This is a genomic window from Buttiauxella gaviniae ATCC 51604 (assembly GCF_001654835.1).
GTDB classification, from domain to species: domain Bacteria; phylum Pseudomonadota; class Gammaproteobacteria; order Enterobacterales; family Enterobacteriaceae; genus Buttiauxella; species Buttiauxella gaviniae.
In genome coordinates this window covers 22,371-39,894 of the sequence record NZ_LXEP01000022.1, presented here as the reverse complement: position 1 = coordinate 39,894, position 17,524 = coordinate 22,371, and the positions used below count along the sequence as shown (strand labels likewise).

Here is a 17,524-nt window from a genome sequence, read left to right as displayed (position 1 = left end):
GACGAACAATTAGGAAAAAGACATGAACGACAGTGAATTTCATCGCTTAGCTGACGGCCTGTGGTCAACAATCGAAGAACGCCTGGATGACTGGGATGGTGATAGCGATATTGACTGCGAAATTAATGGTGGTGTACTGACCCTTAGTTTTGAGAACCGCAGCAAGATTATTATCAATCGCCAGGAGCCTCTCCATCAGGTATGGCTGGCCACCAAAAGTGGCGGTTACCATTTTAACCTGAAAGACGACAAGTGGGTTTGCGACCGCAGCGGCGCAGAGTTCTGGGCATTACTGGAAGAAGCTTGCACACAGCAAGCTGGTGAACCGGTTAGCTTTAGCTAGCTGTTGCTGTACTGCTGAAGTAGCGGCGCATTGCTATCATCATGATTAGTCGGCGTCGCTGCTGTAATAGTCTGGGTGCGGAACGGAATTACCTGTGAGCGCCCATCCACTTTCACAATTTGGTAGAACTGCGGCAAGTTGAAGTTAATGAAGCTTGAGCCGTAGGTGAAACGGTCGTGCGACGACGAGTAGAAACGGCTGACATCACGCACTAAATCTTCTTTGCTGCCTTCACAGTGGTGGTACACCTCTGCGCGGTTGGTCTCATCAAGAATATAGATATTGAAACCGTGGTCTTCACTCGCTTCTTCAAAGAAGAACTGAATGATCCCTTCACTGGCAAAACCATCTACCACCGGCGGCAACTGAACCTGCTGGCTAGTTTCAACCTGCACCGACAAACCATGCAGTTTGTTATGCGAAATCGCCCCGTAGAACTCGACCGCATTTTCCAGTTTTTGCACTGAAACGCTCAGGCGTTCGAAGAACAGCCCCCACGTCTGACCAGAAATACGCAGCGCTTTAAAGCGACCAGGTTCCTGGCGCGTGCTCGACAAGCGGAAGTCGATACATTCAGAAACCAGTTGCTGAACGCGTGTACGGATAAGACCACGCAGATGCTGGCTGTAACAGAACACTTCAACGCTATCAGGCGGTGCAGCATCCTGGTGCATTTTGCCCAGAATGGTTTTCAGCGCCTCAATCATCGATTGTTCGCCGTTGAAATGCAGGGTACGCACTTCATTCCAGGAGTTGCGATAAAGCAGATCAACGCTTCCCACCAGACACTGCTGTTGCTGCCCGAAACTGAATACATCCAGCTTACGGAAATCGAAATGAACGACCTGATTGCGGAATGCAGCAGTCGGGTCATATTCAAGGTTAACGATGATAGCCAGATGGCGAATTTCACATGGGCTATACAACGCTTTCGCGGTTGGCGCAGGCAAACGCAGCGGGAAGTGGTGCGAAACGTCAGCCACCATCTCCTGCAATTTTGGCAAATCACAAATCCCGTTGCCCTTAATAAACAGGCGGGTGCGCGAGGTCAGCAGGCCGTTGAAGTAGGCCCATGCCACCAGCTTATTAAGATAACGGTTATATTCCAGCGGTTGATGGCTGACAATAGATTCCATGTTTGGCGCACGGTTGTAGAGATACCAGCCTGAACGGTTGGCACGGCCCGGCGGCACATGAATGAAGGTCAGATTGGGTTCTGATAAATCAGGGGAAATCTGCGGATTAACCAGCGTGACTTTGCCCGGCAGCGCTTCAAATGCGGCATACAATTTACGGGTCAACACACCGATATCTTGCGGGCTTGCACTGACGCTCAAGTTGTTACGGCGGGCGAAGCGAATCAGGTTGCGATAGCTTTGCATCATCGCATCAAGCAGTTCGTTGTGCGCATCGCGAACCTGGTCGATTTTCCAGTTAGCGCGGTTATCAAGCATCGCCAGACGTGGCTCGTCCCAACCCCAGTCTTTGACCAGTTGGCTTAAGACTTCACGACGCCAGCCTACACAGGCACGCTCACGAGAAAGTTTTTCGCACACTTTCAGATAGAAGCAGCGGCGTACTAAATCCAGACGCGCAGTGTCTTCGATCTGCGTGAGGTAGTGAGTCACACGCTCCAGCATCATGCAGTACGGATCAAGCCCAAAGGAGACTATCTCGCCATCATGCAGGCGCTGCTTAATGTCTTTTGCTAGCAAGCGAGTATTCGGATATTCCCAAGAATAGGCTTCCAACAGCAGCGTTTTGAGCACCGCCTTATAAGGCGAATCAATACTCTTATAGAGTTGCCACAGGCTTGCGCCAAAATACTCTTCTGCCGATAAGGTGCTTAAACCACCGAGATCCAACCATTCGTTTGGCGTGAGCACACCCTGCGAGTAGAGGCTCATTACGTAATCGTCGTAATGATCTTCTTCGTCGCCCGGAACCATACTCCACAGAATACGTTTACCGGCCAGGCGCACTGCGGTGCGGTAGAATTCGTCGAGCAACAAGATGTGTTGTGTTGAACCACAGTCTTCGCCGCCCAGACTGCCACTTTCGTTGTGACGGAAGCGGTTTTCGTCAATCAGGAAGAAGCTGACTTCAACACCTAAAGAGGCGGCCCAGCTTTCCAGCACACTGCATTTACGTTGCAGCAACTGGCGCTCGTCATTATCGAGCCATGACTGGTGACAAACCCAAATATCCAGGTCGGATGAACAACTCTGCCCAACGGACGATGTGCTGCCCATGGTATAGAGGCCCGTGATAGGCAATTCACCGGATTCTGTTGTCTGCGGCGGCATGCCGCGCATCAATTCGAGTTCGTTGAGATAGTGGCGTTGGGTTTCATCAGGCGTGTAGATGCAAATGCCATGTGGGACGTTACCCTCAAGGTAACCTGGCATCAGCGGGTGATGATAATGTAACAATGTTGGCAGAAGACTGTAGACCTGTTGAAAAGCAGGGCCCATTGCCGCAAGTGCGCGATCTACACGCAGTTGGTTGATGGCATCCAGTCTCTGTTTAAGAGTCTCAATATAGAGGTACAAGACATATCGCCTGATGGTTTCAGTATTACGAAAAAACCCGTTTCCCGGTTGTTGCCTCTATTATAAACGACAAGGCAAAGAATTGCTGGAAACGTGATCAATTTAACACCTTGCTGGTTGACCGTAAAGAAAGATGCGCTACGCGCCAACTTCCGCTCCGCCTACCGGCTTTATCTTCCATAATACGAAATATGTCCCTCTTTTCCGCAAACCCGTTGAAACTGACAGCCTTCCTTGAAGAGTGGTAGGATGGTCAGGGACGATAATTACGGTAACTAGCAATGTTAGACAATGTATTAAGAATTGCCACTCGCCAAAGTCCATTAGCACTCTGGCAAGCACATTATGTCAAACAACGCCTGGAAGCGTGCCATCCCCAGCTCACGGTTGAACTGGTGCCTATGGTAACGCGTGGCGACATCATTCTTGATACACCACTGGCGAAAGTTGGTGGCAAGGGATTGTTTGTCAAAGAGTTAGAACTTGCACTTCTTGAAGGTCGCGCAGATATCGCCGTGCATTCCATGAAAGATGTGCCAGTAGAATTTCCTGAAGGCTTAGGGTTGGTGACAATTTGCGAACGTGATGATCCGCGTGACGCTTTTGTTTCCAATCATTTCGCCGGTCTTGATGATTTGCCCGCAGGCAGCGTAGTAGGCACTTCGAGCCTCCGCCGTCAGTGTCAGATTGCTGAGCGCCGCCCGGACCTGGTCATTCGCTCATTGCGCGGTAACGTTGGCACCCGGTTGGGTAAACTCGACAATGGTGATTACGACGCGATTATTCTTGCGGTCGCCGGGCTAAACCGTCTTGGTTTGCAATCACGTATTCGCTACGCATTACCCGCAGAAGTGTCATTGCCCGCTGTAGGTCAGGGTGCGGTGGGAATCGAATGCCGTCTTGATGACGAGCACACTCAAGCGCTGCTTGCTTCACTGAACCATGAAGAAACTGCAATTCGCGTCCGTGCTGAACGCGCCATGAACATGCGCCTTGAGGGCGGATGCCAGGTGCCAATTGGCAGTTATGCTGAATTGAAAGAAGGTGAGTTATGGCTGCGCGCATTAGTGGGCGCACCTGACGGCTCGATTCTGGTTCGTGGTGAACGCCGTGGCAAACCGCAAGATGCCGAAGAAATGGGCGTTTCCCTTGCGGAAGAACTTCTCGATAAAGGGGCGCGCGAAATTCTGGCCGCCGTTTATGACGGAGATGCTCCGGCATGACGATACTTGTCACCCGCCCTTCCCCCGCTGGGGACGAGTTAGTGAGCAGACTGCGCGCACTGGGGCAGGTGGCGTATAGCTTCCCACTGATTGAGTTTTCCCCCGGCCGGCAACTGGACAAACTGCCTGGCATGCTGGCGAGCCTGAGCGAAGGCGACCTGGTGTTCGTATTATCGCAGCACGTCATAAATTACGCCCACCCGCAATTACGCCAAAACGGTATCTCCTGGCCTTCACAACTTGCCTGGTTTGCCATTGGGCGTACGACTGCCTTAGCGTTTCACACAGTTAGCCATTTGCCGATTCGTTATCCGCAAGACAGGGAAACAACAGAAGTCTTGCTACAATTACCTGAATTACAGAATGTTGCCGGAAAACGGGCACTCATTTTGCGCGGGAACGGCGGGCGCGAACTTTTAGGTGAAAAATTGACGGAACGCGGTGCAGAAGTGACATTCTGCGAATGCTACCAAAGAAGTGCCAGAATTTATGACGGAACAGAAGAAGCCTTCCGCTGGCGCGACCGTGGGGTTTCAACGCTGGTCGTGACAAGCGGTGAAATGCTACAACAACTTTATGCGCTCATTCCGGAATGGTATCGAAAAAACTGGTTACTACACTGCCGGCTGTTAGTTGTCAGTGAGCGTTTGGCAGACCTTGCCCGGGATTTGGGCTGGCAAGATATTCGGGTTGCCGATAACGCAGACAATGACGCGCTGCTTCGCGCGTTACAATAAATCAACCCCCAAAATAATTCGAGTTGCACCAATGCAGCTTGAAGAATGAAGGGTATAAATATGGGACGCCACAATGACGGAACAACATAATACCTCCGCCATGGTTGAAGAAACCAAACCGGCGGTGGAAAGCACGCCACTTCCAGAACAACCACCGCAAAAAAATCGTAGTGGGATTGCAGGAATTGCGCTGGGTGCTATCGCCATTGCTATTGCACTTGCGTTAGGTGGCGGTCTTTACAGTTATGGTAAGCATCAGGCAGCGGCGCAAAATGCCAACACTGATGCCCTGGCAACGCAGCTCACCGCTTTACAAAAGCAACAAGAACAGCAGCAAGCTTCTCTGGAAACTACCATCAAGCAGCAGGCAACTGCACTCCAGGAGTCGGATCGCCAGCAGGCAAATCTGGCGCGTGAGCTTGATGAAGTGCAGCAGAAAGTGGCCACTATTTCCGGTAGCGATGCAAAAACCTGGTTGTTAGCACAATCCGACTTCCTGGTGAAACTGGCCGGGCGGAAATTGTGGAGCGATCAGGATGTCACCACAGCGGCTGCACTGTTGAAAAGTGCCGATGCCAGCCTCGCAGATATGAACGATCCAAGCTTGCTAACCGTTCGCCGTGCGCTAACGGACGATATTTCTGCATTATCAGCAATTACTCAGGTCGACTACGACGGGATTATTCTCAAGCTCAATCAGCTTTCTAATCAGGTCGATAATCTACGTCTTGCGGATAACAATAGTGACGATACGCCGATGGATTCCGACGGTAGCGAGCTTTCCAGCACGGTGGCGGAATGGCGTGAAAATCTCACTAAAAGCTGGCACAACTTTATGGATAGTTTCATTACTATTCGCCGCCGCGATGAAACCGCAGTTCCTCTGTTAGCGCCAAACCAGGATGTTTATCTACGTGAGAACATCCGTTCACGCTTGCTGGTTGCGGCACAAGCGGTTCCTCGCCACCAGGATGAGACGTATAAGCAGTCGCTGGAGAATGTTTCCACATGGGTTCGTGCTTATTACGACACCAACGACAGCGTGACAAAATCCTTCCTTGATGAACTGGACTCTCTCAGCCAGCAAAGTATCAACATGGATGTGCCGCAGACGCTGGAAAGCCAGCCTCTACTGGAAAAGCTGATGCAGACTCGGGTGCGTAATTTGCTTGCCCAACCTGCCGCGAGCGCAACTGCTCCCGCTGAACAACCTGCCGCGCCTGAACAAGCGCCTGCGCCAACTCAAGGAGAATAAGCATGATTAAAGTCTTATTGCTCTTTCTGTTGTTGATCGCCGGGATCGTGCTTGGGCCAATGCTTGCCGGGCATCAGGGCTATGTGTTGATCCAGACCGATAATTACAACGTGGAAACCAGCGTCACTGGTCTGGTGATCATTTTGATCCTGACCATGGTCGTGTTGTTTGCCATCGAATGGATCCTGCGCCGTGTTTTCCGTACCGGGGCTCGTACCCGTGGTTGGTTTGTTGGGCGTAAAAGCAGTCGAGCGCGCAAGCAAACTAAAGCGGCGCTGCTGAAATTAGCAGAGGGTGACTATCAGCAAGTTGAGAAGCTGATGCTGAAAAATGCCGATCATGCCGAACAGCCAGTCGTGAACTATTTACTGGCAGCAGAAGCCGCACAACAGCGTGGCGATGAAATTCGTGCCAATCAGCATCTGGAACGCGCAGCCGAACTGGCAGATAACGACCAACTGCCGGTTGAGATTACCCGTGTGCGTCTGCAATTGACTCGCAATGAAAACCACGCGGCACGTCATGGTGTAGATAAGCTGCTGGAGATTTCTCCGCGCCACCCTGAAGTGCTGCGTCTTGCGGAAATGGCATATGTCCGCACCGGAGCATGGGGATCACTGCTCGACATTTTGCCCGCCATGGACAAAGTCCAGATTGGCGATGAAGCCCACCGCCTTGCGCTTCAACAGCAGGCCTGGATTGGCCTGATGGATCAAGCGATGGCGGAACAAGGTAACGATGGGCTGAAAGCCTGGTGGAAAAATCAAAGCCGTAAGACGCGTCATGAAACCGTGCTACAGGTCGCGATGGCGGAGCATCTTATTGAGTGTGACGATCATGATGCGGCACAGGAAATCATTCTTGATGGCCTGAAACGTCAGTACGACGAGCGTTTGATATTATTGATGCCACGTCTGAAATCAGGCAACCCGGAACAGCTCGAAAAAGCCCTGCGCCAGCAGATCAAGACACAAGGCGATCGTCCATTGCTTAATAGCACACTCGGTCAGTTACTGATGAAACACGGCGAATGGCAACAAGCGAGCGATGCTTTCCGTGAAGCACTCAAACAGCGTCCTGATGCCTTTGATTATGCATGGTTGGCTGATTGCCTGGATCGTCTGCATAACCCAGAAGAGGCGGCCTTGATGCGCCGTGATGGCCTGCTATTAACCCTGCAAAACAACCCCAATTCATAACACCCCATGGGCGATAACTGTCGCCCTTACCCATTTCCTTCACGCAAAAAAAACACCTGCCAATTGGCAGGTGTCAAAACAGGTCTTTAAGACAACTAAGTGGTGCTTCACTCAACGTTATGTCCATGGTGTTGGATGAGGTCTGAAAGACGACATCTGTCGGTGGACGATAAGCACCGTAATCGGCTCTGCGTCATTCCTGGGTTTATGAAGCCTAAGCAAACATAAGAAGTGGAATGAGCATCTACATGTATATTATTGCACGATGCATGCCAGGTTTGAATTCGTAATTACCCTTAACCTGAAATCATTTTATATTCATGATGTTATCTCAGAAGACATGTGCACCACATTGGCTATTCCAGCCCTTTCAAAAATCGACAAGAGCGTCTCCTTTTGGAGACACTTAAACCGGGAATTATCGTTATTCATTTATATCAATAAGTTAAGAGTCACCAAACGGCGACAATAAATATCATGATGTCGTGATTTAGAGACTGGGGATTGGGATACGCGGTTGTATGATGCGCATTTTCCTGGTGAGCCAGGCACAGCACCATCCTTTCCTACAAACCCATAAACTGCAGACGTAAAAAAGCCCAACCTTGCCGGTTAGGCTTTCTTGAAATTGGTCGGCGAGAGAGGATTATTCCCCTACGGGCCGCTGCTAAAGCAACGTTGTCTCGCTTCGCTCGGCTCAAACCTCCTTCGGAGATTCTCATCCTCTTCAAACTACAGATGCAAAAAAGCCAACCCGAAGGTTGGCTTTTTCTAAATTTGGTCGGCGAGAGAGGATTATTCCCCTACGGGTCGTTGCTAAAGCAACGTTGTCTCGCTTCGCTCGGCTCAAACCTCCTGCGGAGATTCTCATCCTCTTCAAACTACAGATGCAAAAAGACCAACCCGAGGGTTGGTCTTTTCTAAATTTGGTCGGCGAGAGAGGATTCGAACCTCCGACCCACTGGTCCCAAACCAGTTGCGCTACCAAGCTGCGCTACTCGCCGAAATACTGCATTCACTTCTTACTGCTTTCAACTTAGAGATGGTGCGAAGAGAGGGACTTGAACCCTCACGTCCGTAAGAACACTAACACCTGAAGCTAGCGCGTCTACCAATTCCGCCACCTTCGCAATATCACTAAATTAAATGGGGTGGCTAATGGGACTCGAACCCACGACAACTGGAATCACAATCCAGGGCTCTACCAACTGAGCTATAGCCACCACTGTAAATCTTTTCGCGCGGACTATCTTCTTGCGAAGAGTACCGCCGCAGCTCTGGCCCCATTCAATCAATGGTGCGCCCGACAGGATTCGAACCTGAGACCTCTGCCTCCGGAGGGCAGCGCTCTATCCAGCTGAGCTACGGGCGCATAGCGCCGTTGCGGGGTCGGATATTACGGCCTTCATGCTCACCTGTCTAGTGCTTATTTAAATAAAATGCGCATTTGGTTATGCTTTGCACATTCTGATGATTATCCAGCCAAATTTGGCCGTAAAACTCACTTTAACGCAATACCCGACGGCGTTTTATAGGCGGCCGGTGTAGTGCCAGGCCAGATAACGCAGCAACTTTATTTGTCGTGTGATGCGGCTTGGTTGCGACAATAAGCGATACAACCACTCAAGGCCCAAGTTTTGCCAGACTTTTGGAGCGCGTTTCACGTGCCCGGTAAAGACATCGTACGTCCCACCCACGCCCATATACAGAGCATCAGGGTAAACCTTGCGGCAATCGCGCATAAAGAGCTCCTGCCGCGGCGATCCCATCGCTACAGTGACAATAGCGGCACCGCTTTCCCGAATACGCTCAAACAAAGCCTGCTGCTGCTCGGCCTTGAAGTATCCATCCTGGCTACCAACAATATTAACGTTCCACTGTTTACGCAGTTTGGCTTCGGTTTGCGCCAATATTTCAGGTTTTCCACCGATCAGGAAAACAGGAGAACCTTCTCCGCCTGCACGCTGCATTAATGCTTCCCAGAGGTCGGCTCCCGGAACGCGAGAGACAACGGCACCGGGAAATTTTTTGCGAATCGAGCGCACCACGCTAATACCGTCAGCGTATTTGTATTCTGCGTTATCGATTAACACTCGCACTTGCTGGTCACGTTCTGCGGAGAGGATTTTCTCCGCATTAATCGCTACCAGCGTACCGCTACGCAGCGAGCCCCCTGCGTAGAGATAATCCAATGCATGCTGCATATCGCGCCAACCCAGTAGGCTCAAGCCACGAATCGTATAAGAAGGAGCTGTCGTGAGTTCTGTCATGATATTCCCTGCGATACATTTTGAGAGCCAGAAACAACTTGCGGTGAACGGCGTAGGCGTTGATGTATCAGCCCTGCACTATCAAATAGCCAGTAAAGCAGCTTCGCAAACAGCAAACAGACACCAAAGATAACCATGAAAAACACCACGCGGGAGACAAAAGAGTCCAATCCCTCACGCGCCAATACAATCATGTTAAAAATCGCCCCAAAGCAGAAACTATGCAAAATGGCGGCTTTGTACTTGTTGGTTTCACGATTACCCAGGTCATACAACCAGTCGAACCATTTAATAATCAGCCCGACTACAACTGCACCTAATGGGATAAACCACACGCCACCCATAACCACCAGTGAACCAATTAACGTTGGTGAAATTGCCAGGCCAGAGTGGTTGTTAAGAACTTCCCAAGTAAAGTAGTTCGCACTGTTCAGGACAATCCCCGGACGGCCAGGCCATAACCAGGTCGGAATAAAGACATAGAAATCACGCACAATGGGCGCCAGCCCCTGGAACTCAATTTTGTCGTAATTCTGCAGCAGTAATCCCAAATTTTCCCACGGTGAAAAGGTATCGCGAGTCAGGTACAAGAAGGTGTAAAACGCCTCCTCTCCGTTGACGTTAAGCCCATAACGCTTCAATGCCAGCCAGAACATACCTACGATGCCAAATACACCCGCAGCCGCCAGCATCCACAGCGAGATCCAGCCGCGAATAATACCGATGAACAAAAAGATGGCGAACGCGATGATAATATTGGCTCGAGTCCCACCAACAATCATATAAGTCAGCAGACCAAACGCCACAGTGCTCACCAGGAAAAACATCCAGGCTCGACCATCTTGCTTAAGAAAATAGACCACCAGCATCGCAGGGATGAAAAAGTAGAAGAAACGTTTTAACGCCACACCCGATACTTCGCTGGAGAAGATCTGACTATATGAGTGCAACTTAAACAGTAAGAAACCGTTATGCATAAAGAAGATGCCAACACTTACCAGCGCCACCACCATCAGCATTACCCACGCCAGATGAGTTTCAACACGGTTCATAGTAAACAACTGACGCCGAACCTCTGTAGTTCGTTTCTCCCGCAGCCGTGTTTTGTAGGCGACATAGTAAATACCGTAGAAGCAGACGGCAGCGAGTTGCGCTTGCAGTAGCACATCTGCCTGTACAACCGAGACCCCGAAACGAAACACCAGCGTACAGGTGAAGGGAAAACCAAAGAAAAATGTCAGCAGAAATAGTAATGAGAAGAACACATTAAAATTGAAACGCACCCGGCGGAATTCCTGGTACGTTAAAATACCAATGAACATCACTGATAAAAACCAGACCGCAAATAAACCGCCAAACTCTAGCAAACTCATGCGGCTTCTCCTGATGCTACGTCCAGCGCCCGCTTCCAGCCGTCGATATAATTAGGGTTAAAGAAAGCAATCTGTTGCTTATCTAGTAAGCGTAGTTGACGCTGCGCTTCGCGAACGATCTGCTCGTTTAGCGTATCGCCGGCAAAAAGCACGGGAATATGCTGTTCAGTCATATCCTGCCAGAACGGATTTTTACGGCTCAGCACGCAAGGAATACCCGCCTGAATCAGCAAGCAAAGTGTGCCAATACCTTGCTGGCGGTCAAAAATGAAATAGCCCAGCGAACACTGGCGCAAAAGAGCCAGATAATCATTAAAGGCCATACTTTCCTTCAGGATATGGAGGTTTTCTTCACTAAATAGCGCACGTCCAGCCTGCTCAACTTCATTGATATAAGCGTCGTTGTTAGTTGGATAGCCCATCGGTACTACCACGCGTACCGAGTCACCAAATTGTGCATGAATCGCTTTTAATGCTGCAGTATGTTGGTTGCTATGATCGCCGGAGTTACCTACCAGAAACGTCATTTTTCCAACTTTTTCTTCAGTGTTGGCAAGGGTATTTAGAGAGGGGTCCATACGCGTCGGAAAGTAAATTAACTCACCTGGAACCTTTGGGTGGCGCTCATGGAAATAATTCAGGTCACCTCGTGTAGCGAATACTCTCCCCACTTGCCCCTGCGCAATGCGCCGCAACAAATAAAACGCCCGAAACTTGAAGCTTTTTGAGGCCTCGTAAAGGTCAGCGCCCCAAATGTGCCAGTTCATCTGAGCCGGTTTCAAGCCGCCAGTTAGCAACGCAATCCACAGTGAGCTATTAAACTGGCCGTGGAAGAAAAAGCGTTGTTGGCGATTGGCACGAGCTGCTGCTACAACGGCCTGCGCCAATGCTTTTTTCGTTGGATAGAGTGTCACGGCAAGCGTCGGAAAAGAGGACAATATTGAGTCGTCCTTCGAAACCACCATAAACTGGCGCGCATGCGGATTTGAGGCAGCCAGAGCATCATTGAAGAAGCGCAGCACCGTTTGGTTATGATGCGGGATATCCGATCCCAAAATGTGAATCAGTGTTGTCATGCTCGTCTACGATAAATGAGGAAAACGCTGCAACAGAGCGTGAAATAAATAATATACGTTGCCATATAAGCCTGAGCAGCCCCTAAAGCACCGTGCGCAGGTATAAGCCAATGTGAAAAACCAGTCAACAACGCAAACTGGCTGATTTCAGTCAAAACATAGAAGCGTAGCGATGCTTTCGCTATCACCAGATAACCAAACACATATGAGCCGACTTTCAGTACATCACCTACCAACTGCCAGGCGAAGAGATCGCGCATCGCAATAAATTTATGCGAGAAAAGCAGCCAGATGGCGAAGTCGCGCAACAGCCAGACGGTGAAACTTGCCAGAGCAACCGCGGGCAAAACGAACTTCAGGGAGCGAACAATCTCACGGCTGATGTCATGTTTGCTGGTTAAGCGCGAAAGCGTTGGCAAAAGATAAACGCTAAACGAGGCGGTGATGAATTGCAGATAAGCATCGGAAATGCTGCTCACCCCTTGCCAAATACCGACATCATCCCAGCTGTAGTGGGCCGCCAGCAAATTTCGCATCATCACGTAAGCCACCGGCAGTGTCACCGACGTGATTAGCGCCATGATGGTGAATTTGCCAAGGCTGCTGGCATACACTTTATCCCAATGCGGTTTCAGATAACTAAGCGGCACATGTTCGCGGCGAACTAGCATAATCCCCGCAGGAATGAGCACCAGTGCAGGCACTAACGCCAGGCCCAACAACGCGCCTTGATAGCCGCCGAGGCGATAGCAGAGGTAATAGGCAATGACACCAATGATACTGCCGCCAATCAGTGCCAGCGCATTACCGGCAGCATCACGAAACCCTTTCATAATGGCTAAAGACAAGTTCGCCCAGGCGATGCCCATCTGCACTAACGCCACCAGGCGTACTAACCCTTGGTAATTTTCATGCCCGAACAGACCCAGACTGATTGGCTTCGCGGCGACAACAAAGATGATCGCCAATAGCGTTGAGAAGCCCAATACCATGGCCGATGAAGTACCGATGACTTTGCGTAACTGCTCGGGCTGATCGTGATACTGCGCGACGTATTTGGTCACGCCGTTGAAGATTCCCGCCCCGGCAAGCACGCCTAATACGGTAACCATCTGACGGAAGTTTCCCGCCTGCCCGACTCCGCTCGGCCCATATGCCACCGCAAGCAACTTCACCACCAGCAAACCGGCAGCAATTTTTACCAGCGTGGACCCGGCGGTCCACACTGAGGCTTTAGCAAGCGACATATCAGGAGAAGAAGCTTAACAACGTATTAATGACAGTACGTTGGTTCGCAGGAGATAAGTTATAGAACAGCGGCAAGCGCAGCAGGCGCTCACTTTCTTGAGTAGTGAAACGATCTTCGCCATGGAAGTAACCAAACTTCTCACCGGCTGGGCAGCCATGCAGTGGGATGTAGTGGAACACAGCCAGAATTTCCGCCTCTTTCAAATACGCAATCAGAGCGCTGCGATCTTCGATATCACGTAGTTTGATATAAAACATATGCGCATTCTGCACGCAGTCTTTTGGAACAGACGGCAGTTCGATACGCCCGGCTTTTGCCAACGGAGCCAGGGCATCATGATAGGTATGCCACAGCTTCAGACGCTGCTGGTTAATCTTTTCTGCCGCTTCCAGTTGCGCCCAAAGATAAGCAGCCTGGAGATCGGCCATCAAGTAACTTGAACCAATATCACGCCAGGTATATTTGTCCACCTGGCCACGGAAGAACTGGCTACGGTTAGTGCCCTTCTCACGAATGATTTCTGCACGCTCAATCAACGATGGGTCGTTAATCAGTGTCGCGCCACCTTCACCACCTGCCGTGTAGTTTTTGGTTTCATGAAAGCTGAAGCAACCGATATGACCAATTGAACCCAGTGCGCGGCCTTTGTAGGTCGACATCACGCCCTGTGCGGCATCTTCTACCACAAACAGATTATGTTTGTCCGCAATCGCCATGATGGTGTCCATTTCGCAGGCTACACCGGCGTAATGAACGGGCACAATCACGCGAGTCTTCTCAGTAATTGCCGCTTCAATCAGCTTTTCATCAATATTCATGGTGTCCGGGCGCACATCGACAAAGACGATTTTTGCACCACGCAACACAAAAGCATTGGCAGTAGAAACAAAGGTATAACTCGGCATAATCACTTCATCGCCGGGTTCAATATTCAACAGTAACGCGGCCATTTCCAGCGATGCAGTACAGGAAGGGGTGAGCAGTACTTTTTTGCTGCCGAAGCGATGCTCCATCCATTGCTGGCAACGACGCGTGAAGCCGCCGTCACCACAGAGTTTGCCGCTGCCCATTGCAGCCTGCATGTATTCGATTTCCGTGCCTACAACTGGCGGAGCATTAAATGGAATCATTTTTTCACCTGTATAACCAGAAGGCGGTGCTTTCTATAGTGGCACCGCTTTGAATATAACGTCGTAAAGCTGCGGTATTGCTGGTTTGTGTTGCCACGCGGAGTGTTTGTAGCCCCCGCAGTTGACACCAAAAACGCGCGGCGTCCATGAGCTGAGCACCAACGCCTCGTCCCGCCAGTAAGCCAATACGCGCTTCACGTTCATTAAGTTGGCGCATGCTCACAAAGCCTTGTATCGCCCCTGCGTCTTTTAACAACAGACACTCGTGATCAAAACTACCTAGCACCGCATTCTCAACCCATTGGGCGTAAAAACGGCCGCTGTCAGCAGGTTGATACCAAGGTGCACGAAACCGACTTTGTGTGAAAATTCTAGCGGCTAAATCCCGCAATACAGGAATGTCAGCGCTTGTGGCTAACTCGACAGAAAGTGCTGCATTTTGTATGCCAGGCTGTAGAGCAAGATCAACTTCCCCTTCAACCAGCTGAAAACCAAGCTGCTGCAAACCATCAAGCCAATCGGTCCGCTGAGCAGGGATTTTCGCCTGCACGCGGGAATACGCATCAAGGCTTTGCGGGGTAAGCAAGGAGGCTGCATCGTCAAAACGAACGATAGCGCTGTTCACCGCAAAGAACTGATTCTCCCAGTTAAGAGATTCAATTCTTGCGTGAACAGGAATAGAGCAAGTCTTCATTGGCTTCACCAACCTTGGGCAGAACCTAGCGCCAGACCCCTTTGGTATCAACAATCCAGCTTTGCTGAATTTGCGAACCAGGAATGGCTTTGAAGGCATGGTGATCAACCAGCATCACCAACACATCAGCCTGTTGAAGAGCATCTTCAATAGAAGCTAATTCACAACTACCGACCAATTTTTTCGGCAACTGGTGAATGTTTGGCTCAACAGCCAGCGTTTTACCATTATGCCAGGTGCTGAGGAGCTCAGCGATTTCCATAGCCGGGCTTTCACGCAGGTCATCAATATTCGGTTTAAACGCAAGGCCAAAGCAGGCAATGGTAATTTCACTGGCACGCTTGCCGGTTTCAGCAAGGCAATCAGCGACAGCAGCTTTCACCTGGTTTACTACCCAGTGTGGTTTACCATCATTAACTTCGCGCGCCGTACGAATCAGCTGTGCCTGTTCAGGGTTTTGAGCAACGATGAACCACGGATCTACCGCGATACAATGCCCACCCACGCCCGGTCCTGGCTGCAAAATATTGACTCGCGGATGGCGATTAGCCAGACGAATCAACTCCCAGACGTTGATCTCTTGATCGGCACAAATCAGGGATAGCTCATTTGCGAAGGCAATATTCACATCGCGGAAGCTATTTTCCGTCAGCTTGCACATTTCAGCAGTGCGGGAATTCGTCACCACGCACTCGCCTTCAAGGAAGATTTTGTAGAGTTCGCTGGCACGAGCAGAGCAAACTGGCGTCATACCGCCAATAACACGATCGTTTTTGATAAGCTCAACCATCACCTGACCCGGCAGTACGCGTTCCGGGCAGTAGGCGACATTAATATCTGCCGCTTCACCAACCTGCTGTGGGAATGTCAGGTCAGGGCGAAGCTCTGCTAACCAACCCGCCATTTGCTCGGTAGAACCGACTGGCGAGGTGGACTCCAGAATCACCAGCGCACCTTTCTTAAGTACCGGAGCGATGGATTCCGCCGCTGCTTTGACAAAAACCATGTCAGGTTGGTGATCGCCTTTGAAGGGCGTTGGTACTGCAATTAAATAAGCATCTGCTTCAACTGGTTGGGTACTAGCGCGCAAGAACCCACCTTCCACCGCCGCTTTAACCACCTTATCCAGATCTGGCTCAACAATGTGAATTGCACCACGATTAATGGTGTCTACCGCATGCTGGTTGATATCAATACCGACGACATTTTGCTGTTTAGACGCAAATGCTGCCGCGGTTGGCAATCCGATATAACCCAGACCAATCACAGAGATGGTTGCAAAACTCATTGTTGTGTCACCTGATTTTTCTTCAATGCAGCCAAAATTTGCTCACAAGCCTTGCCATCACCATAAGGATTATGAGCACGACTCATAACTTGATATTCATCTTCGTCTTTCAACAAGCGCGTAACCTGGCGAACAATTTCTTGTGTATCCGTACCGACCAAACGAACGGTGCCTGCATCAACCGCTTCCGGGCGCTCTGTCGTATCACGCATCACCAGCACGGGTTTACCCAGTGATGGTGCTTCTTCCTGGATGCCACCAGAGTCGGTAAGAATCAGGTATGCATGATTCATCAAATAGACAAACGGTAAGTATTCTTGCGGGTCAATCAGCACCACATTTTTGACATCCCCCAGAATGCGCGTCACAGGTTCGCTGACATTCGGGTTCAGGTGCACAGGATAAACAATCTGGACATCACTGTTTTCTTTGGCAATCTGCGCCAGTGCATGGCAAATCCGCTCAAAGCCATTACCAAAACTTTCACGGCGGTGGCCAGTGACCAAAATCAGCTTTTTGCTGCTATCCAGGAACGGATAACACTGCGCCAGAGAGCTATGCAAAGCATCATCCGCAAGTACGCGATCGCGAACAGAAATCAGCGCATCAATCACAGTGTTACCGGTGACGAATATCTTATTGTCACTGATATTTTCGCGTAATAAGTTTTGTCGAGAATTCTCGGTTGGGGCGAAGTGATACAGAGCCAAGTGCCCGGTCAGAGTTCTGTTTGCCTCTTCCGGCCACGGAGAATACAAATCACCAGTGCGCAAACCTGCTTCAACATGTCCTACAGGAATCCGCTGATAAAATGCGGCAAGACTAGTGGCAACTGTAGTCGTAGTATCACCATGAACCAGAACAACATCAGGCTTGAATGACTCAAGTATAGGCTTCAATCCTTCGAGAATGCGGCAGGTAATTTCCGTAAGCCCCTGCCCCGGTTTCATGATGTTTAAATCATAATCCGTCTCGATAGAAAATAAATTCAGCACCTGATCCAACATCTCGCGATGCTGCGCGGTCACGCATACTCTTGCGTCAAAAAACGCGTCTTTTGCCAACGCATCAACCAGAGGAGCCATTTTAATAGCTTCCGGGCGCGTGCCAAAAACAGTTAACACTTTCACAGCAA

14 protein-coding genes, 4 tRNA genes and 2 other RNA genes are annotated in these 17,524 nt (G+C 50.3%); 5 read left to right on the top strand and 15 right to left on the bottom strand.

Annotation, left to right across the window (positions count from 1 at the left end; translation table 11 throughout):
* Nucleotides 1-22 precede the first annotated feature (22 nt).
* Nucleotides 23-343 (top strand): iron donor protein CyaY, encoded by a 321-nt coding sequence (cyaY, locus tag M977_RS11810; protein WP_064515189.1) that lies wholly within the window; start codon nt 23-25, stop codon nt 341-343.
* Here cyaY and cyaA read toward each other — a convergent pair.
* Nucleotides 340-2,895, bottom strand: a complete 2,556-nt coding sequence (gene cyaA / locus M977_RS11805) for a class I adenylate cyclase (protein ID WP_064515187.1) — start codon at nt 2,893-2,895, stop codon at nt 340-342. The genes cyaY and cyaA overlap by 4 nt on opposite strands.
* Nucleotides 2,896-3,176: 281 nt before the next feature.
* Here cyaA and hemC point away from each other — a divergent pair, with 281 nt between their 5' ends.
* From hemC to hemY, 4 genes are all read left to right on the top strand, one after another.
* Nucleotides 3,177-4,118 (top strand): hydroxymethylbilane synthase, encoded by a 942-nt coding sequence (gene hemC, locus M977_RS11800; RefSeq protein ID WP_064515185.1) that lies wholly within the window; start codon nt 3,177-3,179, stop codon nt 4,116-4,118.
* Nucleotides 4,115-4,855 carry a uroporphyrinogen-III synthase gene (gene hemD / locus M977_RS11795; RefSeq protein WP_064515182.1) on the top strand — a complete coding sequence of 247 codons (741 nt, stop codon included), beginning with the start codon at nt 4,115-4,117 and terminating at the stop codon, nt 4,853-4,855. Before hemC ends, hemD begins: the two co-directional genes overlap by 4 nt.
* Before the next feature lie 73 nt (nt 4,856-4,928).
* On the top strand, nt 4,929-6,110 hold the full coding sequence (gene hemX / locus M977_RS11790; RefSeq protein ID WP_064515180.1) for a uroporphyrinogen-III C-methyltransferase: 1,182 nt from the start codon (nt 4,929-4,931) through the stop codon (nt 6,108-6,110).
* A 2-nt stretch (nt 6,111-6,112) separates the two neighbouring features.
* A complete protein-coding gene (gene hemY, locus M977_RS11785; protein WP_064515178.1) occupies nt 6,113-7,309 on the top strand; it encodes a protoheme IX biogenesis protein HemY in 1,197 nt (398 codons plus the stop codon).
* Nucleotides 7,310-7,938: 629 nt separating this feature from the next.
* Here hemY and M977_RS11780 read toward each other — a convergent pair.
* The 14 genes from M977_RS11780 to wecB form a co-directional block, all read right to left on the bottom strand.
* Nucleotides 7,939-8,052, bottom strand: a non-coding RNA gene (locus M977_RS11780) — RtT sRNA.
* Between the two features lie 35 nt (nt 8,053-8,087).
* Nucleotides 8,088-8,201: non-coding RNA, RtT sRNA (locus tag M977_RS11775), on the bottom strand.
* Between the two features lie 35 nt (nt 8,202-8,236).
* Nucleotides 8,237-8,313, bottom strand: a tRNA-Pro gene (locus M977_RS11770).
* Nucleotides 8,314-8,352: 39 nt separating this feature from the next.
* Nucleotides 8,353-8,439 (bottom strand) — tRNA-Leu (locus M977_RS11765).
* A 17-nt stretch (nt 8,440-8,456) separates the two neighbouring features.
* A tRNA-His gene (locus M977_RS11760) sits at nt 8,457-8,532 on the bottom strand.
* Nucleotides 8,533-8,604: 72 nt separating this feature from the next.
* A tRNA-Arg gene (locus tag M977_RS11755) sits at nt 8,605-8,681 on the bottom strand.
* A 157-nt stretch (nt 8,682-8,838) separates the two neighbouring features.
* Entirely contained in the window at nt 8,839-9,579 is a 741-nt protein-coding gene (wecG, locus tag M977_RS11750; protein WP_064515176.1) for a lipopolysaccharide N-acetylmannosaminouronosyltransferase, read from the bottom strand.
* Nucleotides 9,576-10,952 carry an ECA oligosaccharide polymerase gene (gene wzyE, locus M977_RS11745; protein WP_064515175.1) on the bottom strand — a complete coding sequence of 459 codons (1,377 nt, stop codon included), beginning with the start codon at nt 10,950-10,952 and terminating at the stop codon, nt 9,576-9,578. The genes wecG and wzyE overlap by 4 nt, the downstream gene beginning before the upstream one ends.
* Nucleotides 10,949-12,028 carry a TDP-N-acetylfucosamine:lipid II N-acetylfucosaminyltransferase gene (locus M977_RS11740; RefSeq protein ID WP_064515173.1) on the bottom strand — a complete coding sequence of 360 codons (1,080 nt, stop codon included), beginning with the start codon at nt 12,026-12,028 and terminating at the stop codon, nt 10,949-10,951. The genes wzyE and M977_RS11740 overlap by 4 nt, the downstream gene beginning before the upstream one ends.
* Nucleotides 12,025-13,275, bottom strand: a complete 1,251-nt coding sequence (gene wzxE / locus M977_RS11735; RefSeq protein WP_064515171.1) for a lipid III flippase WzxE — start codon at nt 13,273-13,275, stop codon at nt 12,025-12,027. The genes M977_RS11740 and wzxE overlap by 4 nt, the downstream gene beginning before the upstream one ends.
* Before the next feature lies 1 nt (nt 13,276).
* The gene (gene rffA, locus M977_RS11730) at nt 13,277-14,407 is read right to left on the bottom strand and encodes a dTDP-4-amino-4,6-dideoxygalactose transaminase (RefSeq protein WP_064515169.1); all 1,131 of its coding nucleotides are present in this window, start codon (nt 14,405-14,407) and stop codon (nt 13,277-13,279) included.
* A 4-nt stretch (nt 14,408-14,411) separates the two neighbouring features.
* The gene (rffC, locus tag M977_RS11725; protein ID WP_064515262.1) at nt 14,412-15,086 is read right to left on the bottom strand and encodes a dTDP-4-amino-4,6-dideoxy-D-galactose acyltransferase; all 675 of its coding nucleotides are present in this window, start codon (nt 15,084-15,086) and stop codon (nt 14,412-14,414) included.
* A 40-nt stretch (nt 15,087-15,126) separates the two neighbouring features.
* A complete protein-coding gene (wecC, locus tag M977_RS11720) occupies nt 15,127-16,389 on the bottom strand; it encodes a UDP-N-acetyl-D-mannosamine dehydrogenase (protein WP_064515166.1) in 1,263 nt (420 codons plus the stop codon).
* Complete coding sequence (wecB, locus tag M977_RS11715; RefSeq protein ID WP_064515164.1) at nt 16,386-17,519, bottom strand: non-hydrolyzing UDP-N-acetylglucosamine 2-epimerase; 1,134 nt, start codon at nt 17,517-17,519, stop codon at nt 16,386-16,388. The genes wecC and wecB overlap by 4 nt, the downstream gene beginning before the upstream one ends.
* Nucleotides 17,520-17,524 lie beyond the last annotated feature (5 nt).